This is a genomic window from Megalodesulfovibrio paquesii, assembly GCF_054653055.1.
Genome location: NZ_BAAIGQ010000005.1, coordinates 25,789 through 52,655 on the forward strand (window position 1 = coordinate 25,789; position 26,867 = coordinate 52,655).

At 65.1% G+C, this 26,867-nt stretch carries 21 protein-coding genes; 14 read left to right on the forward strand and 7 right to left on the reverse strand.

Annotation, left to right across the window (positions count from 1 at the left end):
• The first annotated feature begins 1 nt into the window (after nt 1).
• The 3 genes from ACYQ00_RS06620 to ACYQ00_RS06630 are packed head-to-tail and all read left to right on the forward strand — an operon-like array spanning nt 2 to nt 3,564.
• Nucleotides 2-1,111, forward strand: coding sequence for an ABC transporter permease (locus ACYQ00_RS06620; protein ID WP_460031348.1), 1,110 nt, complete (start codon nt 2-4; stop codon nt 1,109-1,111).
• Nucleotides 1,108-2,040 (forward strand): ABC transporter permease, encoded by a 933-nt coding sequence (locus ACYQ00_RS06625; RefSeq protein WP_460031349.1) that lies wholly within the window; start codon nt 1,108-1,110, stop codon nt 2,038-2,040. The genes ACYQ00_RS06620 and ACYQ00_RS06625 overlap by 4 nt, the downstream gene beginning before the upstream one ends.
• The gene (locus ACYQ00_RS06630) at nt 2,041-3,564 is read left to right on the forward strand and encodes an ABC transporter ATP-binding protein (RefSeq protein ID WP_460031350.1); all 1,524 of its coding nucleotides are present in this window, start codon (nt 2,041-2,043) and stop codon (nt 3,562-3,564) included. It abuts the gene before it with no gap.
• A 68-nt stretch (nt 3,565-3,632) separates the two neighbouring features.
• Here the strand turns inward: ACYQ00_RS06630 and ACYQ00_RS06635 are convergent, their stop codons facing one another.
• Both ACYQ00_RS06635 and ACYQ00_RS06640 read right to left on the reverse strand, forming a co-directional pair.
• Nucleotides 3,633-5,027, reverse strand: a complete 1,395-nt coding sequence (locus ACYQ00_RS06635) for an MATE family efflux transporter (protein WP_460031351.1) — start codon at nt 5,025-5,027, stop codon at nt 3,633-3,635.
• A 211-nt stretch (nt 5,028-5,238) separates the two neighbouring features.
• Entirely contained in the window at nt 5,239-6,180 is a 942-nt protein-coding gene (locus tag ACYQ00_RS06640; protein ID WP_460031352.1) for a LysR family transcriptional regulator ArgP, read from the reverse strand.
• 116 nt (nt 6,181-6,296) lie between these two features.
• Between ACYQ00_RS06640 and ACYQ00_RS06645 the strand changes: the two genes are divergently transcribed.
• From ACYQ00_RS06645 to ftsY, 8 genes are all read left to right on the forward strand, one after another.
• Complete coding sequence (locus ACYQ00_RS06645) at nt 6,297-6,977, forward strand: LysE/ArgO family amino acid transporter (RefSeq protein ID WP_460031353.1); 681 nt, start codon at nt 6,297-6,299, stop codon at nt 6,975-6,977.
• Nucleotides 6,978-7,149: 172 nt separating this feature from the next.
• Nucleotides 7,150-8,067 carry a branched-chain amino acid transaminase gene (locus ACYQ00_RS06650; protein WP_460031354.1) on the forward strand — a complete coding sequence of 306 codons (918 nt, stop codon included), beginning with the start codon at nt 7,150-7,152 and terminating at the stop codon, nt 8,065-8,067.
• A gap of 128 nt (nt 8,068-8,195) precedes the next feature.
• The gene (gene dnaX, locus ACYQ00_RS06655; protein WP_460031355.1) at nt 8,196-10,100 is read left to right on the forward strand and encodes a DNA polymerase III subunit gamma/tau; all 1,905 of its coding nucleotides are present in this window, start codon (nt 8,196-8,198) and stop codon (nt 10,098-10,100) included.
• Between the two features lie 89 nt (nt 10,101-10,189).
• A complete protein-coding gene (locus ACYQ00_RS06660; RefSeq protein ID WP_460031356.1) occupies nt 10,190-10,501 on the forward strand; it encodes a YbaB/EbfC family nucleoid-associated protein in 312 nt (103 codons plus the stop codon).
• Nucleotides 10,502-10,505: 4 nt separating this feature from the next.
• Nucleotides 10,506-11,114: a recombination mediator RecR gene (gene recR, locus ACYQ00_RS06665; RefSeq protein ID WP_460031357.1), complete on the forward strand. Its 609-nt coding sequence runs from the start codon at nt 10,506-10,508 to the stop codon at nt 11,112-11,114.
• A gap of 2 nt (nt 11,115-11,116) precedes the next feature.
• The gene (locus ACYQ00_RS06670) at nt 11,117-12,154 is read left to right on the forward strand and encodes a glycosyltransferase family protein (protein ID WP_460031358.1); all 1,038 of its coding nucleotides are present in this window, start codon (nt 11,117-11,119) and stop codon (nt 12,152-12,154) included.
• Between the two features lies 1 nt (nt 12,155).
• The gene (locus tag ACYQ00_RS06675; RefSeq protein WP_460031359.1) at nt 12,156-12,995 is read left to right on the forward strand and encodes a TatD family hydrolase; all 840 of its coding nucleotides are present in this window, start codon (nt 12,156-12,158) and stop codon (nt 12,993-12,995) included.
• A 39-nt stretch (nt 12,996-13,034) separates the two neighbouring features.
• Nucleotides 13,035-14,504 carry a signal recognition particle-docking protein FtsY gene (gene ftsY, locus ACYQ00_RS06680; RefSeq protein ID WP_460031360.1) on the forward strand — a complete coding sequence of 490 codons (1,470 nt, stop codon included), beginning with the start codon at nt 13,035-13,037 and terminating at the stop codon, nt 14,502-14,504.
• A 165-nt stretch (nt 14,505-14,669) separates the two neighbouring features.
• Here the strand turns inward: ftsY and purF are convergent, their stop codons facing one another.
• Together purF and carB are read right to left on the reverse strand one after the other, a co-directional pair.
• Complete coding sequence (gene purF, locus ACYQ00_RS06685; RefSeq protein ID WP_460031361.1) at nt 14,670-16,073, reverse strand: amidophosphoribosyltransferase; 1,404 nt, start codon at nt 16,071-16,073, stop codon at nt 14,670-14,672.
• 216 nt (nt 16,074-16,289) lie between these two features.
• On the reverse strand, nt 16,290-19,538 hold the full coding sequence (carB, locus tag ACYQ00_RS06690) for a carbamoyl-phosphate synthase large subunit (RefSeq protein WP_460031362.1): 3,249 nt from the start codon (nt 19,536-19,538) through the stop codon (nt 16,290-16,292).
• A 148-nt stretch (nt 19,539-19,686) separates the two neighbouring features.
• On the opposite strand from carB, the gene ACYQ00_RS06695 reads away from it, so the two are divergent.
• The 3 genes from ACYQ00_RS06695 to ACYQ00_RS06705 all read left to right on the forward strand — a co-directional run bounded on the left by ACYQ00_RS06695 (nt 19,687) and on the right by ACYQ00_RS06705 (nt 21,843).
• A complete protein-coding gene (locus ACYQ00_RS06695; protein WP_460031363.1) occupies nt 19,687-20,502 on the forward strand; it encodes a prepilin peptidase in 816 nt (271 codons plus the stop codon).
• A 366-nt stretch (nt 20,503-20,868) separates the two neighbouring features.
• A complete protein-coding gene (locus ACYQ00_RS06700) occupies nt 20,869-21,588 on the forward strand; it encodes a LamG domain-containing protein (protein WP_460031364.1) in 720 nt (239 codons plus the stop codon).
• Nucleotides 21,589-21,843, forward strand: coding sequence for a hypothetical protein (locus tag ACYQ00_RS06705; RefSeq protein WP_460031365.1), 255 nt, complete (start codon nt 21,589-21,591; stop codon nt 21,841-21,843).
• A gap of 99 nt (nt 21,844-21,942) precedes the next feature.
• On the opposite strand, the gene ACYQ00_RS06710 is transcribed toward ACYQ00_RS06705, so the two are convergent.
• The 3 genes from ACYQ00_RS06710 to ACYQ00_RS06720 all read right to left on the reverse strand — a co-directional run bounded on the left by ACYQ00_RS06710 (nt 21,943) and on the right by ACYQ00_RS06720 (nt 26,663).
• Nucleotides 21,943-22,356 (reverse strand): hypothetical protein, encoded by a 414-nt coding sequence (locus tag ACYQ00_RS06710; RefSeq protein WP_460031366.1) that lies wholly within the window; start codon nt 22,354-22,356, stop codon nt 21,943-21,945.
• Nucleotides 22,357-22,466: 110 nt separating this feature from the next.
• The gene (locus tag ACYQ00_RS06715; RefSeq protein ID WP_460031367.1) at nt 22,467-25,613 is read right to left on the reverse strand and encodes an efflux RND transporter permease subunit; all 3,147 of its coding nucleotides are present in this window, start codon (nt 25,611-25,613) and stop codon (nt 22,467-22,469) included.
• An 18-nt stretch (nt 25,614-25,631) separates the two neighbouring features.
• Nucleotides 25,632-26,663, reverse strand: a complete 1,032-nt coding sequence (locus ACYQ00_RS06720; RefSeq protein ID WP_460031368.1) for an efflux RND transporter periplasmic adaptor subunit — start codon at nt 26,661-26,663, stop codon at nt 25,632-25,634.
• Between the last annotated feature and the right edge of the window lie 204 nt (nt 26,664-26,867).

Below are 26,867 nucleotides of genomic sequence, written 5' to 3' on the forward strand. Positions count from 1 at the left end.
CGTGCCGCTCATTCTCGTCGATCGCACCAAGCCCCTCCCCTGGGGGGGCTTTTTTGTTGCTGCGATATCCCTCGCCGCCGCTCTGGCTGTGTGCGCCCTCCTGCTCACCTGGCAGGGCAAGCCCGGCCTGCATGGCGTGTGGCTGCTGGTGGACGGCGGCTTTTTGCACGGCTACGCCCTGGAAGACGCCGTGCGCAAGGCCATTCCCATCTTTCTGTGCTCCTTGGGCGTGGCGCTTTGCTTTCGGATGAAGCTCTGGAATATCGGGGCCGAAGGGCAGTTCGCCCTGGGCGCCGTGGGCGGCACGGCCGTGGCCCTGCAGCTGGGGCATCTGCCGGCCTGGGTGGTGCTGCCCTGCATGTGTCTGGCCGGGGCCGCGGCCGGCGCGCTCTGGGCCCTGGGGCCGGCCCTGCTCAAACGGCACCTGGGCGTGAACGAGATCATCACCACGCTGATGGCCAACTACATCGGCGTGTTACTGTTGCAATATCTGGTGTACGGCGCGTGGAAGGATCCCGTCAGCTTCGGGTTCCCCATGACGGAACTCTTCAGCGAGGCGGCGCAGGTCGGCCGGCTGCCGGGCTCGCGCATTCATTACGGGCTCCTGTACTGCGTGGCCGCGGGCTTTGGCTTCTGGTGGTGGATCTCGCGCACGCGTCTGGGTTTTGAGCTGGTGGCCTGTGGCGAGAATCCTCTGGCCGCCCGCTTCGCCCACATGCAGTACGGCATGCTCGTCTGTCTGGCCATGGGCGGCTGCGGGGCCCTGGCCGGGGTGGCCGGGTTCCTGGAAGCCTCGGCCTCTGTGCACCGGCTGCAGCCCTCCATCATGGTGGGATACGGCTTTACCGCCGTGGTGGTGGCTTGGCTGGGCCGGCTGCGTGTGCCGGCCATTGCGGCATTTTCCCTGCTGCTGGCCGGGTTCCGCGTGGGGGTGGAGAATTTGCAGATCGAACTCCAGGCCCCGGCGGCCATGGCCGGCGTGCTGGAAGGGACGATCCTCCTGGCCGTGCTCTCGGGACAGGTCCTGAGCACGCGCAAACTCATCTGGCGGCGTGTTGCTCAGGGGACGGCGGTCCCGGGGAACGCGGCCGGAGGGAGGGTATCCCCATGACGTTGGACATGCTCATGCCCCTCCTGGCCGCGGCCATCCAGTCCGGCGCGCCCATTCTTCTGGCCACGGTGGGGGAGATCATCACCGAGCGCAGCGGCACCCTGAACCTGGGCGTGGAAGGCATGATGCTCTGCGGTGCGCTGGCCGGTTTTGTGGTCAGCCTGCACACGGGCTCGCCCTGGCTGGGAGCTGCCGCAGGCTGCGCTGCCGGCGCGGCCCTGGCCGGCCTGCATGGCCTGTGCACCCTGACCTGCCAGGGCAATCAGGTGGTCTCCGGCCTGGCGCTGACCATTCTGGGCGTGGGGCTGGCGGATACCCTGGGGGCCGGTTTCATCGGCCAGGTGGCGCCGGGGTTCGAGCCGTTCAATGTCCCATTGCTTTCGACCATTCCCGTCATCGGCCCGGCGCTCTTCGGGCAGGACCCGCTGGTCTACGTCAGCTATCTCGCCCCCCTGATCATCTGGCTGTTCATCGCCCGGACGCGGTGGGGGCTGAGCCTCCAGGCTGCCGGGGAGAATCCTGCCGCAGCCCGGGCAGCTGGCATCTCGCCCCTGCGCTGGCGCTGGATCGGCATTCTGGCCGGCGGCGCGCTCTGCGGCCTGGGCGGGGCCTATCTGAGTCTGGCGGCCACCCACCTCTGGACCACCAACCTCACGGCCGGCCGCGGCTGGATTGCCGTGGCGCTGGTCATCTTTTCCGCCTGGAGACCCGAACGGGCCATGCTGGGGGCCTATCTCTTCGGCGGGGTCATGGCCCTGCAGCTGCGGCTCCAGGCCCTGGGCGCGGCGCTGCCGTCCTCCCTGCTGCTGATGCTGCCTTATGCCATGACCGTGCTGGCCCTGGTGGTCTTCTCGCGGGCCAAAACCGCCGCGGGCAAAAACGCCCCGCCCGCAGCCCTGGGCGCGCCCCTGCACGGGGAGGGCGGGTAAATGGCCGCCCCGCACATCCGCATTGAAGGCGTCTCCAAGGCCTTTGGCACTCAGCACGCCAACCGCAACATCACCCTGGATATCCGCCCCGGCCGCATCCTGGCGCTCCTGGGCGAGAACGGCGCCGGCAAGTCCACGCTCATGTCCATCCTGTCGGGAACGCTCCTGCCCGACGCCGGCCGCATCCTGGTAAACGAACAGCTTCTTCCGCCGGGCGAGCCGGCCGCCAGCCTGGCCGCGGGCATTGGCATGGTTCACCAGCATTTCCTGCTCATGGACCAGCTGAGCGTGGCCCGCAACGTCAGCCTGGGGCTGCCCGGCTCCTTCTGGCGACTGCCTCGCCGCATGGCTGCGCTGGTGCGCGAGGTGGGCGAGCGCTTCGGCCTGCCCATCGATCCGAGCGCCCGCATCGACAGCCTGTCCATGGGCGAGCGGCAGCGCGTGGAGATCCTGAAGCTCCTGGCCCGCGACTGCAACGTGCTCATCTTCGACGAGCCCACGGCCGTGCTCACGCCCGGCGAGGCCGCCACCCTGTTCGACGCCCTGTGCGGCATGGTGGCCCAGGGCAAGGCTGTGGTCTTCATCTCCCACAAACTGCCGGAAATCATGGCCCTGGCCGGGCGCGCGCCCCTGGACGTGGCCGTGCTGCGTCAGGGCGAGGTCATGGCCCGCTATGACCTCACCGTGGAAACACCCACCGAATCCGAACTCATCCGGGCCATGGTCGGCCGGGAAGTGGATCTGGCCCAGGTGGAGCATCTGGCCGCCGAGCCCCATCCCCTGGGTGAGGAGGTCCTGCGCTGCACCGATCTTCGTGCCCCGGGCCTGCACGGTGTCTCCCTGGCAGTGCGGCAGGGCGAAATCGTGGCCCTGGCGGGCGTGGCCGGCAACGGGCAGAAGCCGCTGGTGGAGGTGCTGGCCGGGGTGCGCGCCCCGGGAGCCGGCGAGGTGCGGCTGCTGGGCCAGTCCTGGGAGGCGTTCTATGCCAGCGACGAGCCGGGCCGGGGCCTGGCCGTGATCCCTGAAGACCGCCGCGGCGCGGCCACGGCCGGCAATCTGGACCTGCTGGACAATCTCCTGCTGACCACCCGCCGCCGCTACACCCGCGCCATGCTCATCGACCGCCGCCAGGCCCTGCAGGATCTGCGGCAGATCATCGACGATTTCTCCATCCGCCCCCCCCAGCCCACGGCCCTGGCCGGCCGGCTTTCGGGCGGGAACCTGCAAAAGCTCGTCCTGGGCCGGGAGTTCTCGCGTCACCCAGGCATTATCGTCGCCGAACAGCCCGTGCAAGGGCTGGATGTGGGGGCCACGGAAGATGTCTGGAAGCGCCTGCTGGACATGCGGGCCAAGGCCGGCATTCTCCTCGTCACCAGCGACCTCACCGAAGCCCTGCTCCTGGCTGACCGCATCCTCGTGCTCTACGCCGGGCGGATCATGGGCGAACTCCCCCGCAGCCGCACCGCCGCCGAGGCCGACGCCACCCGCAGCCAGATTGGCCGCTGGATGGCGGGGCTGGCGTAAGGGTAAGTATAAAAAGAGAAGAAAGAGAAAGGCGGGGGAACTGAGCTCCCCGCGCCCCTCCGGATGGGTCAGGGTTTTGCCGCCGTTTCCACCACGCGCATGTGCTGCCATTTGCCGCCGCGGTAACGGAGCAGGCCGCCCACGCCCAGGATGGCCACGTAGGCCGTCAGCAGACACCACAGGGCGTAAATGTTTCCATCCAGCCATTCGACCATGACGATGCCCGGCACGATCATCACGGTCAGGGCCACTACGATAATGGCCCGCATGATGTAGTGCGTGTCCCCCGCGCCCTTGAGCGCTGCGAAGTAGACCAGGATCATGGCGTCAAAGAAGGCGTAGGCCGCCACAAAACGCATCAGGACCACGCCCAGATGCTCCACGGCTGCGGCCTCCGGCGAGGCGGGATCCAGGAAGAGCCGGATCAGCGGCTCGGGGAAGAGCAGATAGAGCACCACCGTCAGGGCGCACCAGCTCAGGGCCAGGTGCAGGCCGCTGCCAATGGCCTTGCGGGCCATGGCCGGAGAGCCGCCGCCGATGGCCTGCCCCACCATGGTGCACAGGGCGATATGCATGCCGACCATGGGCAGAAAGCCCACGGTATTGATGGAAATGGCCATGTTCGTGGCCGCCAGGGCCTCGGTGCCCAGCCGTCCGGCCAGGAACAGAAACACGGTAAAGGCCAGGATCTCCGTGCCGAACTGCAGCCCGCCCGGCGCCCCATAGCGCAGGAAGCGGGACATCAGTTCGCGGTCCAGCCGCCAGCGGGCGCGTGTGCCGAAGCGGCGCTCGTTTTCCCTGGAGAACACCAGCCAGGCGAACAACCCGGCCGAGATGGCCGCACCGGTGATCGTGGCCACGGCCGCGCCAGCCACGCCCCAGGCCGGGAACGGCCCCCAGCCAAAGATCAGGCAGTAGTCCAGGGGCACGTTGACCAGCGCGCCAATGCCGTTGACGTACATCACCGGCCGGGTCAGCCCCTGGCCGGAATAAAAGCAGGCCAAGGTGTTCTGCACAAGCCCGAAGACCGCGCCCACGGAAAGCACCTGGAAGTAATCCACCTCCAGCTGCAGCACAACGGGTTCGTGCCCGGCCAGGGAGAAGATGGGCTCGGCCAATAGCGCCGTCAGGGCCATGCACAGGCCGGCGGCCAGGCTGAACCACAGGCCCTGCCAGATGGCCGCGCCCACCCGGGCCGGAGCCTCGGAGCCGACATACTGGGCAATGAAGATGTTGATGTACTGGGCCGTGCCCATGAACAGGGCCATGAAAGCGAAGTTGGCCATGCCGGCCGGCCAGGAGGCGGCGATGGCCTCCAGGGAATGCCGGGCCAGGAAATAGCGGTCCGTGGTCAGCATGACTGTTTGCGCGCCCATGCTGGCGATCATGGGCAGGGAAATGTGCAGGACGTCGCGGTACCCGTTGGGTTCGTTCCAACGCCGCGAAAAGGCGGAACAGGACATGGGAGTCTCGGGGGATGTTCCGCAGCTGCCTCGCGGAGATCTTGCGGGATGCGCGGAAATTCGGGGGAAATGCCTGGGCTGGGGAATTGATCAAAACATCTGGTAGCCCGAAAGGCCGCCATTGGGCAAGGGGCATTTCTGTTTGAAACGCCTTGTCGATATGCCGCAATGCCTCAGTTCGGCAGTCTCTGCCGCGCAGGGCAGGCCTTTTTCAGGAACATCCCGCGCAGCCTGTTGTCTCTTCATCCGTATTCTGCGCTGCCTCCCTGGCAAATCCTTTCAGCAGCGCCATTTCCAGGGCGGCCAGCAGGGGGGATTCCAGGTTCCAACAGTGCCAGGCCAGGGGGACGCGTATGCGGTGGCCCGGGGCAAGGTTCAGGAGCGCGCCGGTGCGCAGGAGGTCCCGGCACTGGGCATCGGGAAGCATGCCGCAGGCATGGCCGTGGAGAATCTGACGGATGAAACCCTCCGAAGAGGGCAGCCAGACGATGCGCAGGGTCTGGGGCAGGTTGCCCAGGGCCTGCCGCAGGAGCTTGTTGTGCAGGTCGTCCTTGCGGTTGAAGGCCAGGAGCGGGGCGCGGGCGGCGGCCTCGGCGTGCAGCCCGCGGGGAAACCAGCGGGCGGCGAAATCCGGGGCGGCCACGAGGTGGTAGGTCATGGCGCCCAGGGGCACCACCCGGCAGCCCTGCATGGGCACGTCGCGCTCGCTGATGCAGCCGGCCACCTCGCCGTCGCGCAGCAGGGCGTGGGTGGCTTCCTGATCGTCCACGCGGAGGTCCAGCAGCACCCGGCGGGTGCGGAGAAATTCATCCAGGGCCGGCAGGAACCAGGTGGCCAGGCTGTCGGCATTGACGCCAATGGGCAGGGTGGTGAAGGCCTCGGGATCATGGGCAGACTCGGCAGGGACGATGTCGCGCAGCAGATCCTCTTCCAGAAGGCGCACCTGCCGCCAGTGGGCCAGGAGACGCTGTCCGGCGCGGGTGGGCACGGGCGGCGAGGCGCGCACCAGCAGGATCTGCCCCAGGGTCTCTTCCAGGGCCTTGATGCGCTGGGAGACGGCGGACTGGGTCAGGTGCAGGATGGCGGCGGCCTTTTCAAAGCCGCCGCACTCCACCACGGCGGATAGGGCGGCCAGGGAACGGGAGTCGAGCATGTGGAGAGTATTAGCTGAATTAATGAAATAGTAAAAGCATTCATTTCACTTCTTGAGCCGGGCAGGGCATAGGGAGGGCGGATCGTCACGCACTTGAATTTCGTGGAGGAGTCGCCATGTTACCGCCGTATGTGGAAGGGGTGTGCACCGGGGCCGGCCTGATCATCGCCATCGGCGCACAGAATGTGTTTGTGCTCACGCAGGGGGTCCGGCGGGAGCATCACCTGTCTGTGGCCTTGCTCTGCGCCGTGTGCGACGCCTGCCTCATTGCCGCGGGGCTGGCGGGGGTGGGGACGGCCCTGGCGGCCTCGCCACTGTTGCAGCAGACTGCGGCCCTGGGCGGGGCGGGGTTTCTGGGCTGGTATGGGCTGCGTGCGGCACGCGACGCCTGGCGCGGCGGTGGCGGTCTGGAGGCGGCAGCGGATGGATATGCCGGAGACACATTGCCCCGGCGCTCCCTGGGGGCTGTGCTCTGGGCCGCCCTGGCCGTGACCCTGCTTAATCCGCATGTGTATCTCGACACCGTGCTGCTCCTGGGCAGCGTGGGCGGGCAGCACGATGTGCCGGGCCGCTGGCGCTTTGGCGCGGGTGCGGCCACGGCCTCGCTGCTATGGTTTTTCGGTCTGGCTGCCTGCGGGCGGCTGCTTTCGCCCCTGCTGGCCCGGCCAGGGGCCTGGCGGGCGCTTAATGCGGGGGTGGCGGTGGTCATGTGGCTGGTGGCGGCCGGTCTGGCCCGCATGGGCCTCGCGGGCCTGGAAATGGCGCGCACGGGACTGCAGTCAATAGCAGGTTACTAAGCGAAGTTATTGCGCTTTCGCCAATTTTCGAGCTGGCCGCTTGACGCGCAGCCGGCCCCCGGAGTACGGTAATTATTCTAACCGTCACTGATTGTTTGATCAATCAACTTATGAGCCACCGCATCACGCCTGGCCGCCACTACTTACGGGGAATTCGGGAAGGAGAGTTCGCATGCTTCAGACAACGCCATACATCTGGTTCGACGGCAAGATCGTTCCCTGGGCAGAAGCCAATGTCCACGTGTTGACCCACGCGTTGCATTACGGCACCGGCGTGTTCGAGGGCATTCGCGCGTACAACTGCGGGGATTGTTCCGCCGTATTCCGCCTTGCCGAGCATGTCCGCCGGCTCTTCGACTCCGCCCGCATCATGCGCATGGAGATTCCCCACTCCGAGCAGACCATTACCGACGCCATCGTAGAAACGTTGACCATGAACAAGATGAAGGAAGGCTACATCCGCCCCCTCGTCTATTTCGGCTATGGCAACATGGGGGTGCTGCCCAAGGGCTGCCCGGTGCAGACCATCATCGCCGCCTGGCCCTGGGGCGCGTATCTGGGTGAGGAAGCGTTGGAAAAGGGCATCCGGGTCTGCACGTCCAGCTTTACCCGGCATCATGTGAACGTCATGATGACCAAGGCCAAGGCCGCCGGCAACTACGTCAACTCCGTGCTGGCCAAGATGGAGGCCGTGGACGACGGCTACGACGAAGCCCTGATGCTGGACACCAACGGCTACGTTTCCGAAGCCACGGGCGCGAACATCTTCATCGTGCGCAAGGGCATCATCAAGACCACCCCGCTCACGTCCATCCTGGAAGGCATCACCCGCGACAGCCTGATGGTCGTGGCCCAGAAGATGGGCTACACCGTGGTGGAACAGCAGTTCACCCGCGACGAGCTCTACGTGGCTGACGAAGCCTTCTTCTGCGGCACCGCCGCGGAGCTGACGCCCATCCGCGAGGTGGACCGCCGCCAGATCGGCACCGGCGCCTTTCCCGTAGCCAAGGCCCTGCAGCAGGAATTCTTCAAGGTTGTTCAGGGCCAGCGCCCTGAATACGAGCACTGGCTGCACCGCTACAGCTGCTAGCGCTGCCTGCATCGTCCCGTGGAAGGACGCCTTTCTTCTGAAGAGGCGTCCTTCTTTGTTGCTTTCGCCCGCCGCCACCTCAGGGAACGCCTTGCCGGGGGCGGCCGATCTGAGGTATGCCCTCCCGCATGTCCGACGTGTCGTCCCCCACTCCTCCCATGCCCGCCGATCTGTCCGCGACGCAGCCCGCCGCCGGGCCGCTCACGGCCCGCTACCGGCCGCAACGCTTTGCCGACGTGGCCGGGCAGGAGATGATCACCTCCATCCTGTCCCGCGCCTGCCTGGAAGACCGCATCGCCCCGGCCTACCTCTTCAGCGGCACCCGTGGCGTGGGCAAGACCACCTGCGCCCGCATTTTCGCCAAGACCATCAACTGCCTCACCGCCCCCACGGGTGAGCCGTGCAACCAGTGCGCCCACTGCCGGCAGATCACCCAGGGGTCGAGCGTGGATGTGGTGGAGATGGACGGCGCCTCCAACCGTGGCATCGATGACGCCCGCCGCCTGCGCGAGGATGTGGCTTTCGCGCCCATGGCCTGTCGCTACAAGGTCTGTATTATTGACGAAGCCCACATGCTCACCCGCGAGGCCTTCAACGCCCTGCTGAAAACGCTGGAAGAGCCGCCGGGCAACGTCACCTTCATCCTGGCCACCACCGAGGCCCATAAATTTCCGGCCACCATCATCAGCCGCTGCCAGCATTTCATCTTCAAACGCGTGACCCATGCCCGGCTGACGCAGCACCTGCAGCACGTGCTCGGGCGCGAGGGCGTGGACTATGAAGACGCCGCCGTGCAGCTCCTGGCCCGCCGGGCCGCGGGCAGCGTGCGCGACGGCATGTCCCTGCTCAGCCAGGTGCTGGCCCTGGGGCAGGGCCGGGTGGAAGAACCCCTGGTGCGCGATCTCCTGGGTCTGGCCGGGCAGGACATGCTCCTGGACATGCTCGGGGCCATCCACCGTCAGGATCCCGTGGCCCTGGCCGGCATGCTCAAGGCCGTGCTGGACCAGGGGCTGGATATGGGCTTCTTTTTGCGCGAACTGGGCCAGGGCTGGCGCAATCTTTTCCTGCTCAAGCAGAGCGGCGAGGCGGCCCTGCCGTTACTGGAGATGAGCAGCGAATCGGCCCGCAGCTGGCTTGACTGGTCCCACCAGTTTTCCCTGGGCCACATCCACGCGGCCTGGCAGATGACCCTGGAGGGGCAGCGCCGGGTGCTCACCAGCGCGGAACCGGCCCTGGCCCTGGAACTGCTGCTGCTGAATCTGGCTTTTTTGCCGCGGCTGCTGCCCGTGGCCTCCCTCAGACGGGAAGGAATGGCCGCGGACGCTGGCCCGGCCGGGCCGGCAGCCTCAGGCCAGCCGGCAGCCTCTGGCCAGCTGGAAGCATCGACCAAGCTGGCAGCATCGGGCGGGCCGGCGGGGGAGGCTAGGCCGGGGGGGAGCGGGGCGACCTTTCCGGCTGAACCTGCCGCCCCAGTGCCTCGGCCCGCACCCGCGCCCATCCCGGCGCCCATCCCGGCGCCCATCCCGACTCCTGCCCCGGCTTTAGGGCCAGGAGGGGAATCCGGAGCCGGATCAGCCACCGCGCCTGCGGGCATTCCGCCCTGGGAGGATCTGCCGCCAGAGCCAGGGGCAGAATCTGCGGCGGATTTTGAGCCAGCCGCAGATCCCGCAACTGCGCCGGGCCGCGCCGGGTTGCCTGGATTTTTGGAACATTACCGCGCCGTGCTCGCCGCCGCCGGCATGGGGCCGCGGTTGCACGGGATAAGCCCGCAGCTGGAGGCCTCCCGGCTGGTCCTCCCGTGCGGGACGGCGTTTTTGTATGAGCAACTGATGGACCCTCCGCATCACGCCCTGCTTGTCCGGAGCGTGGCGGAGTATTTCGGCCCGGCCATGGCCCTGCAGGTGGAGTCGCCTGCGCCCGTGGAAACGCACCAGGAGCTTGAAGCCAGGATTCGGAACCATCCCGTGGTCCTGGCCGTGCAGGATGAACTGGCCGGCCGCATCCTCAACGTGAAGCGGCAAGGCTCGGGATAACACCATGCGGCAGCGCGGCAGGACAGCGATGCGCTGCCAGCAAGGACTGGTCGCTGCAACTAACCGATTCACCACTCAAAGGAGCATGCATGCGTGGCATGAATGAATTGATGCGTCAGGCCCAGATGATGCAACGCAAGATCACCAAGCTGCAGGAAGAGCTGAAGGAACGCACCGTGGAAGCCTCTGTGGGTGGCGGCATGGTCACGGTGGTCTGCACGGGCGGGCAGGATATCGTCAAGGTGACCATCGACCCCCAGGCCGTGGACCCGCAAGATGTGGGCATGCTGGAGGATCTGGTGCTCTCCGCCGTCAATGAGGCCATCAAGAAATCCCGCGAGATGATGGAGCAGGAAATGGGCGCCATCACCGGCGGGGTCAAGATTCCGGGAATGTTCTAGATCCATGTCCAGCACACTGCCCGGCCCACTGCAGGTCCTGGTGACGGAGCTGGCCAGCCTGCCGGGGCTGGGGCCCAAGTCCGCCCTGCGGCTGGCCCTGACCCTGCTCAAGTGGCCCGAGGCGCGCACCCGCAATCTGGGCACGGCCATCCACGAATTGCGGGATCGCCTGGCCATCTGCTCGCGCTGCGGTGGTCTGGCCGACCGCGACCCCTGTGAGCTGTGCAGCGATGCCCGGCGCGATCCGGCCATGCTCTGCGTCCTGGCCGAATGGGACAGCCTCCTGGCCATCGAGTCCGGCGGCTTCTTTCCCGGCACCTATCTGATTCTGGGCGGGCTCATCGCCCCCCTGGACGGCGTGGCTGCAGCCGATCTGGACCTGGATCGCCTGCGCCTGCGGCTGGCCGAAGGGCAGGTGCAGGAGGTGGTCCTGGCCCTGGGCACGACCCTGGAGGCCGAGAACACCGCCAGCTTCGTCAAGAACCTGCTGGCCCGCGAGTTCCCCCAGATACGCATCACCCGGCTGGCCCAGGGCATGCCCCTGGGGGCGGAGGTGAAGTACATGGACAAGGAAACGCTGCGCCAATCCCTGACCTACCGCCAGGAGTTCTAGCCGTGCGGACCTTCGTCTTCCTGCCCCCCCTGGCCAAAGGCTCCGGCGGTCTGGCCGTGCTCAGAAACCTGGTGCGCGTGCTGCATGCCGCCGGGCAGGAAGTCTATGGCGTCTTGCGGGAGATGCCCGATGTCCGCGATCCGCAGGCCGGGCCGGAGTTCCCCTGTCTGGCCTGGGAGCAGGCCCTGCCCGGGCCGCAGGACATCTGGCTCGTGCCCGAAGGCTGGCCCAACGCCCTGACTCCCGGCCTGCACGCCGGGGCGCGTTGCGTGGTCTGGGTGCAGAATCACGGCATGCTCTTCTCCTCCCTGCCCGAGGGGGTGACCTGGGACCGGCTGCCGGCGCACTTCCTGACCATCTCCGAGCCCGTGGCCCTGTTTGTCCGGGAGGTGCTGGGCAAGACCGCGCCCGAGGCGCCCATCCTGCGGCCCAGCGTGGATGGCGCGGTGTTTTACCCGGCCGCACCCGAAGAAGCCCCCCCCGCGACGGAACTGCGCATCGCCTGGATGCCCCGCAAGAACAAGGCCCTGGGGCAGCAGATCCAGGCCGCGCTGGAACATCGCCTGCGGCATGTGCCCTCCCTGCGCCGGCGGGTGGTCTGGGAGCCGATCCACGGGCTGGATCTCCAGGGCGTGGCCGCGGCCTTGCGGCGCTCCCAGATTTTTCTGGCCACGGGCTTCCCGGAGGGCTGTCCCCTGCCGCCCCTGGAGGCCATGGCCAGCGGCTGTCTGGTGACGGGATTTGCCGGCCATGGTGGTTGGGACTACCTTCGCCAGGCCTGGGACGGCCTGCCCGGCCCCTGGTTTGCGCACCCGCCGGACGGGGAGGCGGGCAATTCCATTGTTGCCCCGGATGGCGATGTGCTGGCTGCGGCCCTGGCCCTGGAGCAGGCCCTGCGCTGGCATGCCGAAAGCGACGACCGGCTGGGGCAGACCCTGACAGCCGCACGGGCCACGGTGACCCGTTATTCTCCCGACGTATTTTCCCAGACAGCCGCGGCTCTTTGGAACAAGGCTGCCGCAGGCGAGGTGTTTTGCTGAGATGTCCAAGAAAAAGAAGCATGTTGATCGGCCTGCGCCGGAGAGCCTGCAGCTCCCCTGTGTGGGCGTGGAAAGCCACGCGCACCTGGATTTCCCGCCCCTGGCGGACCGGCTGCCGGAGCTGATGGCCCATGCCCGCGCCGCAGGCGTGGACCGCGTGATGCAGATTTTCCTGGGGCCGACGCCGTACCGGGACCATGTGGCCCTGTTCGACGCCTTCCCCAACGTGGATTTCACCATCGGCGTGCATCCCAACCATGCCGAGGAGTGCACCGCCGAGGCCCTGGCGGCCATGGAGGCCATCTGCAAGGAAGATGGCCGCATCAAGGGCATTGGCGAGATCGGGCTCGACTATTACTGGGACCGCGTGCCGCCGGAAGTCCAGCGTCAGGCTTTTGCCGTCCAGCTGGAGCTGGCCCGCGGCAGGGATTTGCCCGTGGTCATCCATTCGCGGGATGCGCATGCCGATGCCGTGGCCGTGCTCAAGGATCTGGGCTTTGCCGACCGGCCCGTGCTCTGGCACTGCTTTGGCGGAGATCTTTCCCAGGCGGCTGAAATCCTGGCTGCGGGCTGGCACATCTCCATCCCCGGTCCGGTCACGTATTCCAGAAACGCCGCCCTGCGCGAGGCCGTGGCGGGCATCCCCCTGCAGCGGCTGATGCTGGAGACGGACTGCCCCTACCTGGCCCCGGAGCCCTGGCGCGGCTCGACAAACGAACCGGCGCTCATGGCCTTTACCGCTGCGGAGGTGGCCCGCTGCAAGGCCATGGATCCCGTGGAGCTGTGGGCCGCTGCCGGTCGCACGGCCCGGGATTTCTTCGGTCTGCCGCCGGCGCCCTGATTCGAGACAGCTGGCGAGATTTCGCCTGGAGGAATGTGCATGGCCTTTTTTTCCAAAATCAAGAAGCTCTGGTCCAAGGATCAGGCCCCGGCGGAAGCGGCTGCCACGGAACCTGGTGTCGAACCCGCAGCGCAGGCGGCAGTCGAAAGTCCGGCTGAGACGCCGGCCATGGACACAGCTCAACAGGGTGCTGCGCCTGCCGGGGAGGCAGAGGCTCCCGAGGCGCCAGCTGCTCCTGCCCCTGAAGCTGCACTTGCGCCCTTCGCGCCCGTCGATTCTGTCGAGTCTGGGACGTCCGTCACCCCGTCCGCCCCGGCCTGGCATGGCGAGCTGGCCCTGGCCCTGCGTCAGGCCGAGCCGAAGCTGTCGGTGTGGCTGTCCATCATCCTGGAGGGGCATGAGAAGGCCTCGCCCGAACTCTGGGAGCGGCTGGCCTTTCTCTTCCAGGCCCTGGAGGCCCCGAAGGAGGAGGCCCAGGCCTTTCTCAAGGCCTTCACCAAATGGCTGGACGACATGGAGTACGTCCGGGTCAAGGACTTCCGCTCCGAACTGCAGTACCGTCTGGCCCTGGCCCTGGATTTGGAGGACGAAGAGGACGAACGCTCCCGCCTGTACATCAAGCTTTCGGAATCCATCCAAAAAACCCGCGAGCAGCTCACCCGGCAGCTGAATGCCCTGCTTTCGGCCCACGACTCCCTTTCCGAGGCCTTCTGGGAAGAGCTGGAGGAAGTGCTGATCATGGCCGACGTGGGCGTGGAGGCTGCCACCTCCCTGACCACGGCCCTCAAGGAACGCGCCCGCGCCCAGGGCGTGACCGAGCCGGCGGCCATGCGCGAACTGCTGGCCGAAGAGCTCAAGGACATCTTCACCCCGCCCAAAACCATCAAGGCCGTGAACCCGCCCGAGGTCATCCTGATCATCGGCGTCAACGGCGTGGGCAAGACCACCACCATCGCCAAGCTGGCCTACCGCAATGTGCTCCAGGGTCGCAAGGTGCTCATCGCCGCCGGGGATACCTTCCGCGCCGCCGCCGTGGAACAGCTGCGCATCTGGTCCCAGCGCACTGGCGCCGGCTTCTTCGCCAAAGGCCAGAACGCCGACCCCGCCGCCGTGGCCTTCGAAGCCGTGGACCACTGCCTCAAGGAACAGTACGACCTGCTCATCGTGGATACCGCCGGCCGGCTGCACACCAAGGTGGATCTCATGGAAGAGCTCAAGAAAATCAAGCGGGTGCTGGGCAAGAAACATCCCGGCGCGCCCCACCGCAGTATCCTTGTTCTGGACGCCACCACCGGCCAGAATGCCCTTTCCCAGACCAAACTCTTCCACCAGGGCGTGGGCGTGGATGAACTCATCCTCACCAAGCTCGATGGCACCGCCAAAGGCGGCGTGGTCGTGGCCATCGCCTCCCAGTTCAAACTGCCCATCACTTACGTCGGCCTGGGCGAAAAAATGGAAGACCTCCGCCCCTTCCACGGCGACGACTTCATCAAGGCGCTGCTGGAATAAGAGCAGGAAGAGGAAGACAAGATCCGGGGGAAATAATTCCCCCCCGGTCCCCCCTGTTTTTTGGCCCCGCTGGCTGGTGCATGCACCAGCCAGCGGGGCCAAAAAACTACTATCAGGGGGCCCAGGGGGGATTATCCCCCTGGCTCTTCTCTTCTGTCTGTCTCCCTACCACGACAAGGCCACCGGGTTTTCCAGACAGAGCTTGCCGGCCGTGCCTGGGGGGGGGATGGGATAGTCGCCGGTGAAGCAGGCCAGGCAGTAGTCATTAGGGTGGGAGACGGCGGAGAGCAGGCCTTCGATGGTGATGTAGTGCAGGGAATCGAGGCCGATGAAGCGTGCGATCTCGTCGATATCATTGTAGGCGGCAATGAGTTCGCCTTTGGAGGAGAAGTCGATGCCATAGAAGCAGGGGAAGCGGATGGGCGGGCAGGTGACGCGCATGTGAATTTCGCGCGCGCCGAGTTCGCGGAGTTTTTTGACGCGGGTGCGGATGGTGGTGCCGCGGACGATGGAGTCGTCCACGATGAGCAGTTTTTTGCCCTTGATCATGGATTTGACGGGGTTGATCTTCACCCGCACGCTGAAGTCGCGCATGTCCTGGGAGGGCTGGATGAAGGTGCGGCCGACGTAATGGTTGCGGATCATGGCTGTTTCGAAGGGCAGGCCCGAGGCCTGGGAGTACCCCACGGCGGAGTAGATGCCGGAATCCGGGAAGGGCATGACGAAATCGGCGTCCACCGGGGCTTCCTGGGCCAGACGCATGCCCATGGCCTTGCGGCAGTTGTAGACGGTTTCGTTAAAGACCATGGAGTCCGGCCGGGCGAAGTAGATGAGCTCGAAGATGCACTGGGTGCGCGGCCGGGGCTCGCAAATCTGGTAGCTTTTGACGCACTTGTCTTCGATGACCAGCATTTCGCCGGGCTCGATGGGGCGCATGAATTCGGCTTCCAGCAGGTCAAAGGCGCAGGTTTCCGAGGCCAGGACGTAGGAATCGCCCACGCGGCCCAGGGCCAGGGGACGGAAGCCGTTGGGATCCTTGATGGCGAAGAGCTTGTTGTTGGCCAGGATGAGCAGGGAGTACGCGCCCTTGACCCGGCTGCAGGCGGCGATGATGGCTTCTTCCAGGGTCATCTTGCCAAGGTTTTTGGCGATGAGGTGGATGAAGATTTCGGAATCGATGGTGGTCTGGAAGATGGAGCCCTGCGACTCCAGTTCCTGGCGCAGTTCCAGGGTGTTGACCAGATTGCCGTTGTGGCCCAGGGCGATGGAAAGCCCGCCGATGCGGGCCAGGAAGGGCTGGGCGTTGCGGATGAGGGAGGCCCCGGTGGTGGAGTAGCGGATGTGGCCGATGGCCACGCGGCCCTTGAGCTCCTTGCCCAGGTGGCGCTCGTTGAAGACTTCCGGCACCAGCCCCATGCCCCGTTGCTCGCGGATGGCGTTGCCGTCCCAGGTGGCGATGCCGGCGCTCTCCTGGCCACGGTGTTGCTGCGCATAGAGCCCGAAGTACGTCATGCGCGCGGCTTCGGCATGATTGTATATCCCGAACAATCCACAGTATTCTTTTTTCATGATGTGAACCTACGGTGTTTTTGGGGGGCGCCGCCCCCCGGCCCCCCGCCGGGGGAAATGATTTCCCCCGGACCCCCTCAATTGGCGAGGCGGATGCCCGGGAGCCACGCAGGCTCCAGGGCATCCGCCTCGCCGCCGAGGGGGCCAGGGGGGATGATCCCCCCTGGCAAAGGGTCTGGGGAACAGCGTTCCCCAGGAACAGTCTGGCACGTGCCGTCACGCCAGGTCATAGTACTCTTGCAGGCTCTTCACGCCCAGGGTGGCGCCGGAGCGTTCCTTCATGGCCAGGGCCACGGCCTTGGCGCCGGCCAGGGTGGTGGTGTAGGGCACGCCGTAGAGCAGGGTGGTCTGGCGCAGGATTTTGGAATCGTGGATAGATTTTTTGCCCGAGACGGTATTGATGGCCAGGGCGATTTCACGATTCTTGATCTGGTCGGTGATGTTGGGCCGGCCTTCGTAGACCTTGAGCACGGTTTCGCAGGGCACGCCGTGGGCCTTGAGGTGCTCGGCGGTGCCGCGGGTGGCCAGGATGGTGCAGCCCAGATCCTTGAGGATACGGGCCGGTTCCACAATGCCGGCCTTGTCCTTGTCCGAGACGGAGATGAAGACCTTGCCCTGGCTGGGCAGCCGGTTGGAGGCAGCCAGCTGGCTCTTCATGTACGCCAGGCCGAAGGTGGAATCGATGCCCATGACCTCGCCGGTGGAGCGCATTTCGGGTCCGAGCAGCACATCCACGCCAGGGAAGCGGTGGAAGGGCAGGACGGATTCCTTGACGGCCACGTGGCCGCCCTTGCGCATGCTCCAGGGGTCCAGTTCCTTCAGGGTCTTGCCCATCATGACCATGGTGGCCAGGCGGGGCAGGGGCACGCCGGTGGCCTTGGAGACAAAAGGCGCAGTGCGCGAGGCCCGGGGATTCACTTCCAGGATAAAGAGCACGCCATCCTTGAGGGCGAACTGAATGTTCATCAGGCCGATGACGTTCAGTTCCCTGGCCAGGGCGATGGTCTGGCGCTCGATTTCCTCCAGAACGTCCCCGCCCACGGTGTGCGGGGGCAGGACGCAGGCCGAGTCGCCGGAGTGGATGCCGGCCTCTTCGATGTGCTCCATGATGCCGGCCACGTAGGTATCCGTGCCATCGGAGAGGGCGTCCACATCGAATTCAATGGCATTTTCCAGGAACTTGTCGATGAGGATGGGATTGTCCTTGGCCAGCCCGCTGGTGGCGGAGAGGGCCTCGCGGAAGTAGGTGTCCAGATCCTCGTCGGAATAGACGATTTCCATGGCCCGGCCGCCGAGGACGTAAGAGGGGCGGACGACCACGGGATAGGTGATCTGGTGGGCGATGCGCTTGGCCTCGTCGGCGGAGAGGGCGATGCCGTTGGGCGGCTGGGTCAGGCCCAGCTTGTGCAGCATGTGCTGGAAGCGTTCGCGGTCTTCGGCGCGGTCGATAGAGTCCGGGTCCGTGCCCAGGATGGGTGCGCCAGCGCGTTTGAGGGGCACGGCCAGGTTCAGCGGGGTCTGGCCGCCAAACTGGACGATGACGCCTTCGGGCTTTTCCACGTCGATGATGTTGAGGGCGTCCTCCAGGGTCAGGGGCTCGAAGTAGAGCCGGGTGGAGGTGTCATAGTCCGTGGAGACGGTTTCGGGGTTGGAGTTGACCATGATGGCGTCCAGGCCGAGTTCCTTCAGGGCGAAGGCGGCGTGGCAGCAGCAGTAGTCGAACTCAATGCCCTGGCCGATGCGGTTGGGGCCGCCGCCAAGGATGATGACCTTGCGGTTGGTCCCGGTGTTCAGCTCCTGGCCGGTCTCGTAGGTGGAGTAGTAGTAGGGGGTGTAGGCCTCGAACTCCGCGGCGCAGGTATCCACCAGATAATAGGTGGGCTGCACGCCGGCCTCCTTGCGCAGCTGGCGGATGTCCAGGGAGTCGCGCTTCCAGAGGGTGGCCAGCTGGGGATCGGAGTAGCCGTGCTCCTTGGCCTTGCGCAGGAGGGCAACGCAGTCCGGATCGGCGGCATGGATGCGGCCGTTCAGGGCAAAGGTCTTGAGTTCTTCCTCCACCTTGAGCAGGTCTTCCAGCTGGCGCAGGAACCAGGGGTCGACCTTGGTGGCGTCGTGCACTTCCTGCACCGTGAGGCCGGCCTTGAGGGCCTGGCGCAGCTGGAGCAGGCGGCGGGAATTGGGGGTGCGGATTCTGGCAAGGATGTCTTCCTTGTCGATGGCCGCGCCGGAGAAGTCCTTGCCCAGGCCGGGGACGCCGATTTCCAGGGAGCGCAGGCCCTTTTGCAGCGCTTCCTTGAAGGTGCGGCCGATGCTCATGGCCTCGCCCACGCTCTTCATGGAGGTGGTCAGGGAGTCCTGGGAGCCGGGGAATTTCTCGAAGGTGAAGCGGGGAATCTTGACCACGCAGTAGTCGATGGAAGGCTCGAAGGAGGCCATCGTCTCGCGGGTGATGTCATTGGGCAGTTCGTCCAGGGTGTAGCCCACAGCCAGTTTGGCGGCAATCTTGGCGATGGGGAAGCCCGTGGCCTTGGAAGCCAGGGCCGAGGAGCGGGAGACACGGGGGTTCATCTCGATGATGACCATGTCCCCGTTGGCGGGATTAATGGCGAACTGCACGTTGGAGCCGCCGGTTTCCACGCCGATCTCGCCCATGATGGCGATGGCTGCATCGCGCATCTTCTGGTACTCGGCATCCGTCAGGGTCTGGGCCGGGGCCACGGTGACGGAGTCGCCCGTATGCACGCCCATGGGGTCGAGGTTTTCGATGGAGCAGATGATGACGCAGTTATTGTTCTTGTCGCGCATCACCTCCAGTTCGAATTCCTTCCAGCCCAGGACACTTTCCTCCAGCATGACTTCGCTCTTGAGGGAAGCGGCCAGCCCGTGACGGCAGATGGCCTCCAGGTCTTCCATGTTGTAGGCGATGCCGCCGCCGGTGCCGCCCATGGTGAAGGCTGGGCGGATGATGATGGGGAAGGGCATTTCCGAGCCCAGCCGGCGGACATCGTCCATGGTGCGGGCAATGCCCGAGGCCGGCACCTTGAGGCCGATGTTGGCCATGGCCTGGCGGAAGAGGTCGCGGCTTTCGGCCTTTTCGATGGCCTCGCGGGTGGCGCCGATGAGCTCCACGCCGTACTGCTCCAGCACGCCCATCTCGGCCACGGCCAGGGCCGTGTTCAGGCCGGTCTGGCCGCCCAGGGTGGGGAGCAGTGCGTCGGGCCGCTCCTTGGCGATGATGGCGGCCACGGTTTCCGGGTCGATGGGCTCCACGTAGGTACGGTGGGCCAGCCCGGGATCGGTCATGATGGTGGCAGGGTTGGAATTCACCAGGACCACTTCGTAGCCTTCTTCGCGCAAGGCTTTGCAGGCCTGGGTGCCGGAATAGTCGAACTCGCAGGCCTGACCGATGACGATGGGCCCCGAGCCGATGAGCATGATCTTCTTGATGTCTGTGCGTTTGGGCATGGGCGGATGGCGTGGGTTGAACGACAAAAAGGGAAAGAAGCCCCGACCACATAGCAGCGCAGGCCTCATTGCGCAACTGCCTTGCAACATCCTGGAGAATATGCGAAATTTGAGGCCGATTCACCGACCTTCAGCCCCGGAGTGCGCCGTGTCCCTGCCGTCGACCCTGTATTCGTTGTCTCCCGTCCTGGCCACGGTGGTCGGACTGTGTCTGGGCAGTTTTTACAATGTGTGCATTGCCAGGTACTTGAGCGGGGAGTCCATTGTCTTCCCCGGCTCAAAATGTCCGACCTGCGGGCACAAGCTCCGGGTGTGGGAAAATATCCCGCTGCTCTCCTACCTGCTGCTTGGCGGCAGGTGCAGCGGCTGCAAGGGAAAGATTCATTGGCGCTATCCTGCGGTCGAGGCCCTGAACGGCCTGTGGGCCCTGGCGCTCATCCACAAATTTCCGCTCCTGCCCGGCGTGGAACTGGAATGGATGGCGCTTTGGACCGGGTACATGCTCATCGGCGGCATTCTCATTATTGTCAGCTTTATCGATCTGGAACTGTACATCCTGCCGGATGTCTACGTATTTCCCGGCATCGCGCTCACCCTGGCCTTTGCCTGGCTGGTGGTGGACCCGTTCTATGGCGCCCCCACCATCAAGGAAGCCCTGCTTGGGGCAGGCATTGGCGCGGGGCTGTTCTTTTTGCTGCAGCGCGTCTATCGGCTGCTCAAAGGGCACGAGGGGCTGGGCACCGGGGATATCAAGCTCATGCTCATCCTCGGCGCGCTGACGGGCTGGCGTGGGCTGCCGATGATGGTGCTGGCCTCGGCCGTGAGCGCTCTGATCGTCAGCGCCGTGTATATGCGCCGCCAGCGCCAGGGCATGCAGACCATGGTTCCCTTTGGCCCTTTCCTCAGCTTCGGGGCCATGCTGTATGTGGTGGCCGGGGACTATTACTGGCAGCTGATGCGCTGACCTGACCGGCCTTCTCCCCCGCATTGCCGCATTGCGGACAGCCTGAGAGAACGCGAGATGCCGCACGTGCGGCTGCCGTGCCCTGTTGGCATCCGTGTGTCCTGGCATCGGTGTCTGGGGTTTTTTCCTACCACTGCGCACTTCCCATGATGCAACGACTGCCCCGGACCGGCACGGCAAGCTGCAGCATGCCGTGCCTGCGCCCCGTTTCATGGGCAGCAGCGTGTTGTGCGTCAATTCCGATAAATATGCGGCGGGTGGGGTTGCGCCTGAACGAAAATTCATGTAGAAGTTCTCTAAAAAAGTTGTAGAGCGCCATTTCCTGTGGCGTGGTCCCTGCGTTCGCACGATCTCCCGGAGTCCTGTATGAAGCGCTGTGTGTTGTTGCTGTTGCTGGCGTTGCTGCTTGAGGGCGCGGTGCATCCGGCCTGGGGCGAGGAGTTTTCGGGGCCTGTGGCCACGTTCTCCTTTAACGGTGCGGCGGTGTCCAGCGCTGGCCAGCCTGTGGCGCTGGAACGCGCCGTGTTGGGAACGGATCGCTGCGGCCGCATGGACAGCGCCTTGCAGCTGTATCCTGTGGATTACGCCCTGGCAAAGGTGGATGGCTTTCGCATGGGGGTGGGGGAGATGGAGGCCTTTGCCATCTCGGCCTGGATTTACCCCCGCGATATCCAGGGCTACCGCGTGATTGTGGAAAAATTCGCTGCGGATGAGCACCAGCGTGGCTTCCGTCTGGCCGTCAAGGACGGCCGCCTCAGGTTCTGGTGGTCTTCCACCGGGAAGGTGGAAGAGCCGGAAGAATACGATTCCGTGGAAAGTGACGGTCTGATTCCGCCAGATCGCTGGACGCATGTGGCCGTCAGTTTCCGAGGTGGCTCCGTGCGGCTGTATATCAACGGGCAGCCCGATACCCGCACCAGCAGCCGCGTGCACACGGTGTTCATGGGCGCGGCGCCCCTGGGCATTGGCGGCAACCCTGCCACCACCGGTTTTCTTTTTGACGGGTTGGTGGATTCGGTCTCGCTGTGGAACCGTTCGCTCGAAAAGGATGAGGTGGCCGCCATGCAGGCAGGAGGATGCGAATAAATGCGCTTTATCACGCGAACCAGGCTTCGGTGGTTGACAAAACGGCAACTCCAGCGCCTCGGTTCCAGGGACTCCGGGCGACCAGGGCTGGCCGGGCAGGACCCCCGCGGGCGGCAGGTGGCGCAACAGTGCAGTATTACCGTGAAGGCGCCGGCCTGGCTGAGCCCCAACCAGCCGGGCATGGGGCTCCCCACGGCCCCGGTTCGCAAGCAGCGGCCGCTGACGGGCATCCGGGTACGGCGGTTCTTTCGCTAACCCACGGTGTGAGTTCAGAATAGCAAGGAGAGCGTGGCGCGGGATCAGGGCGCCATGGGGAAGGCGTGCGTCCGGCATTTGGCCGCAACGCCGGTATTGTCATTTATACAGGTGAATTACCTTGCTGCCGGCGTCGGTTCTGGGCGCGCGTTCCAATACCGTTCTGGCCGGCTTGCCCGGCAGGGGAAACTCTGCGGCGCAGTGCAGGCAGAGCAGGCGGTCCGGCTCTTCCTGCAGCCGGTTGAGCTGGCCGTCCTTGTCGAAGCAGGCCTGACAAAATGGCCCCTGCCGCACTGTGCCGGTTTTGAGCCAATAGCTCAGTCCATCGAATTCCACGTTTTTGGCCAGGTAGAGGATGTCTTCAAACTCCTGCACCTGGGTTTTGAGCTGCTCGTTTTCGTCGGCCATTTCGATGAAACGGCCTTGCAGGTCGGCCAAAAGCGCCCTGGCTTCGTCGAAGCGATTTTCGACAAACAAGTCGTACACTTGTTTGAACAGATAATAATGCAACATGGTCCGCGCTCCTTGCCGAAAGGAAAGACGAAGCATGCAGGCCCGGGCAGAGGCCGCGCATGCCGATCCCGTCTCTGCTTATCGGGCATGGGCGAAATAATCTTTAGCCGCTATGTCGCGGACTCCTCAATCTTTGTCTCGACCGTCTCCGGCTTTTTCTCCATCCAGATCACGAACATAAGCAGCGCCGGCACCATGAACACGGTAAAGACCGTGGCGCAGGCCAGGCCACCGAGGACCACAGCTCCCAGCCCCCGGTACAGCTCCGAGCCAGGGCCCGGCATGACCGCCAGAGGCAGCATGCCAAACACCGACGTGGCCGCCGTCATGTAAATGGGGCGCAGCCGGGTGCGCACGCTTTCCAGCACGGCCTCCCTGGGCGGCAGGCCTTCTTCCCGGATGAAGTTCAGGCTTTGGTGCACCACCAGGATGGCGTTGTTGACCACCACGCCCACCAGGATGACGAAGCCGAGCATGGTCACGATATCGAGGGGTTGCGGAGCCAGATAGTTCACCAGCTTCAGGCCCAGGAAACCGCCGCCCGTGGCCAGCGGCACGGTGAGCATGATGATGACGGGGTAGATGAAGTTGTCAAACAGCGCCGCCATGAGCAGGTAGGTGATGATCAGGGCCAGCAGGAAATTCCACTGCATGGACTTGCCAGCCTCGGAGAGCTTGTCCGCCGCGCCGCTCAGGCGGTAGCTCACGCCCTTGAGCAGCCCCTTTTCCTTGAGGCTGGGAATGATCCCCTGCTCAATGGTTTCCATGGCCTGCTGCAGGGGAACTTCGGGTGGCGGGGTGACCTGCAGACTCATGGTCCGCTGGCGCTCCAGGTGGCGAATCTGGTTGATGCCCGTGGTTTCCACCAACGTGGCCAGGGAGGAGAGCGGCACCACCTGCCCTTCGCGGGTTGCCAGCAGGCTGGCGTAGAGGGCTTCGGGGGTGTCTGCGTCCTTTTCCGCGGTCTTCAGGGTCAGGTCGATCTTCTTTTCGCCTTCCTTCTTGTATTCGCCAACGATGCGGCCATCCATAAGCACGTCCACGGCGTGGCCGAGTTCGGTGGCCGTGAGCCCGGCGGCGCGCAGGCGATCGCGCCTGGGCTCCAGGGAGACTTCGGGGTAGAGCAGTTCCAGGGAGGGCTGCGGCCGGACCTGCGCCCCGGGGATGGACTGCATGATGGCGCCATACCCCGCGCCGGCAGCCATGACCAGCGAGTCCAGATTGTTGCCGGAAAAGTCCACATCAATGGTCCGGCCGGTGCCCAGCCGGCTTTCAAAGATGCCGGCCTGCAGGCTGACACCGTACATGCCCGGAATGGAGCGGATGACGCCGTTGAGGAAGGGAATGAGGGCCGGGGCGTTGGTCTCCTGGGTGCTGATGATGCCAAAGAGGCTGATCTGCGGCGCGCCCACATAAAAGCTGGTGAATACCCCGGGGAGCCCCTCGTATTCATCCTTGTGAAAACGCGGTTCCAGCTGGCTCCAGATGTGGCGGCCAATGTCCATACGCTCGCTCACGGAAAGCCCGGGCGGGGGGATGAGGATGTTCAGCAGCAGGTTGCGGTTCCCCTGGGGCAGGTATTCCAGCTTGGGGAAGAAGAACACGGTCACCGCCAGGGAGGCCCCGGCCAGCACCCCCACGCAGACCAGCCGGGTGAACCAGTTGGCAATGGCCAGACGGACCAGGGCCATGAACACGTTGGAGATACTTTCGCCGAGGCCGGTGACCACCGCGCCAAGCCCGCGCTGCCCGGCTTGCCCCTTGTTGCCGGCCAGGGCAAAGAGCCGCGAGGCGAACATGGGGATGACCGTCAGCGAGACGAGAATGGACAGGGACACCGAAGCCACGATGGCGATGGTGATATCCTTGAACAGCTGGCCGGCCTCGTTTTCCATGAAGATGACCGGCAGAAACACGGCCACGGTGGTCAGGGTGGAGGCCAGCACCGCGCCCCAGACCTCGGCCGTGCCGTCATAGGCGGCCTGAAAGGAGCCCTTGCCCATGGCCCGGTGGCGGACGATATTCTCCAGCACCACGATGGCGTTGTCCACCAGCATGCCCGAGGCAAAGGAGATGCCGGCCAGGCTGACCACGTTCAGCGTCCGGCCCAGCAGCTGCATGATCAGAAACGTGCCGATCACGGATACAGGGATGGCCGCGCCCACCACGATGGTGGCCGAGAGGGAACGCAGGAAGAGCAGCAACACCAGCACGGCCAGCACGCTGCCGATGAGGATGTTCTCCTTCACCAGATCTATGGCCCCGCGGATGTAGGGACGCTGGTCGTAGCTCCAGTCCCAGTGCAGGCCGGCCTCTTTGAGCTTGCCGTTGTTGAGGTCGTTGATCACGGCCTCCATGGCGTCGGTGATGGCCAGGACGTTGGCCGCCGGCTCGGGCTTGACGCCGCAGACGATGCCCTTGGCGCCATCGTGCAGCATGGCCACGGTGGGCTTCTCGTAGCCGATGTGCACGGTGGCCACATCGGCTATGGTGATGCGCCGCTGGCCGGTGGAGGTGATGACCACCGCTTCGATTTCCCCGGGTGACTGATACTGGGCCGTGGTGCGGATGCGGTAATCCCGCCGGCCCACTTCCATGTTCCCGGCGGAAACGTTGATGTTCTCCACCGCCAGGACGTTGATGACGTCCTCAATGGTCAGCTGATGGGCGGCCAGGCGCACGGGATCCACCACCACATGCATCTGCGTTTCCGTCCCGCCAAAGACGAACAGGTCGGCCACACCGGGCACGCGTTCCAGATACTGCCGCACTTCCTCTTCAAAGTAGGTGCGGTAGGTGTCGATGGGACGGGGATTGTCCGGCAGGGTTTTGAGAACCATCCAGATGATGGGCGAGGTGGCCGCCCCTGTGGCGCTGATGACTGGCCGGTCCACGTTTTCCGGGTATTCGGGCACCTCGTTCAGCTTGTTGGAGACACGCAGCAGCGCGTTGTCGATGTCCGTGCCCAGGCGGAATTTAAGCGTGATTTCGCCCTGGCCGTTGAAGGAATCGCTCTCCATGGTCATCAGGCCGGGGATGCCCTTGAGGACTTTTTCCTGCTCCTCAATAATCTCGCGTTCCACCTCATACGGCGTGGCGCCGACCCAGGTGGTGGTGACGGTGATTTCCGGTTCGATCACCGTGGGCGAAAGCTGAATGGGCATCTTGCCCAGGGCGATGATGCCGAAGAGGGCAATCAGGATCACCCCCACGAACACGGAAACCGGCTTGTGAATCGAGGCCTTGATCAGTTCCATGAACGCTCCGGACGAGGCTTATGCCGCAGGGACAAGTTCCAGGGGCTGGCCCGGCCGCAGCCGTTCGTTTCCCTTGATCACCACCTCGACGCCTTCCCGCAAGACGCCGCCATTTTCCAGCGCACGCACCGCCGCAAAGGCGCCCTTGTACGCCAGCACTTCCACGGGCACGGGGGTGGCCGCGCCTGTGGCGTTCACCCACAACGTATGGCGGCCCTGGGTCAGCATCACGGCGTCGCGCGGAACGAGCACCGCCTCGACCTTGTCCCCGGAGGGAACATCCACCCTGGCTTCCATGCCCTGGGCCAGGGCCATGGGCGGACCAGCCACGTCATCCACCCGAATTTTCAGAGGAAAGGTTCTGGTGGCCACATTGCCGGAAGGGATGAGCGCCATCACCCGGCCCAGGCGTTCCCGGCCACCGGCCTGCAAGGTCACCTCCCCGCCAATCTGCACATAGGCCAACACCGAGGAGGGCAGATCCACCAGCACTTCCACATAATCGTCCCGGGCCAGGGTGGCGATGACCGAGCCGGCATCCAGCCATTCCCCGCGGCCCACCTTGCGCTCCAGCACCACGCCGTCAAAGGGGGCCTTGGGTTGCGCCTTGGCCAGCTTGATTTCCTGCAGCTCGGCAGTGGCGGCCAGGGATCCGGCCTCGCGCTCCAGCCGCTGGACGAGAAAGCGGGCCTGATCGTATTCCTGCGCCGCCACGGTTCTGGCCTTGATGAGTTGTTCCATGCGGCCAAGCTCAATGCGGGCAATGTCCAGTTGGCTGAGCACACGGGCATGGTTGGAGCGGGAGCTTTCCAGCTCCTTCTGCGCCACATCCGTGGACAGGGAGATCAGCCGTTGCCCCTGCCGGACCCGCGCGCCGGTTTCGATATCCAGGGCTTCCACCCGGCCGCTCACCTCGGCCGCAACCTGGGCGACTTCCGGGAAATAGACTGTGCCGATGAAGGTTTGCGTGGGGCTGACAGCACCACGCGTGGCCTTGGCCACCACTACCTTGGCTGGGGGCGCTCCCTGGGACAGTGCCAGGGCAGGCATGATGGCGGACAATAGCAGTGCCGCAGTATACCACAGCAGTGAAGGGGGGAGTTTCAAACAGCAGGGAACTCGCAAGGTGCAGTGCATGAAACGGTTACCTCGGCAAGGCTGATGCGCCGCATGGCACAGCAGGAGTGCAACACTCGGCGTGCAAATGTATGCAAGTGTAAAGCAACGGATCGAGAATATTTTGATAGAAGAAGT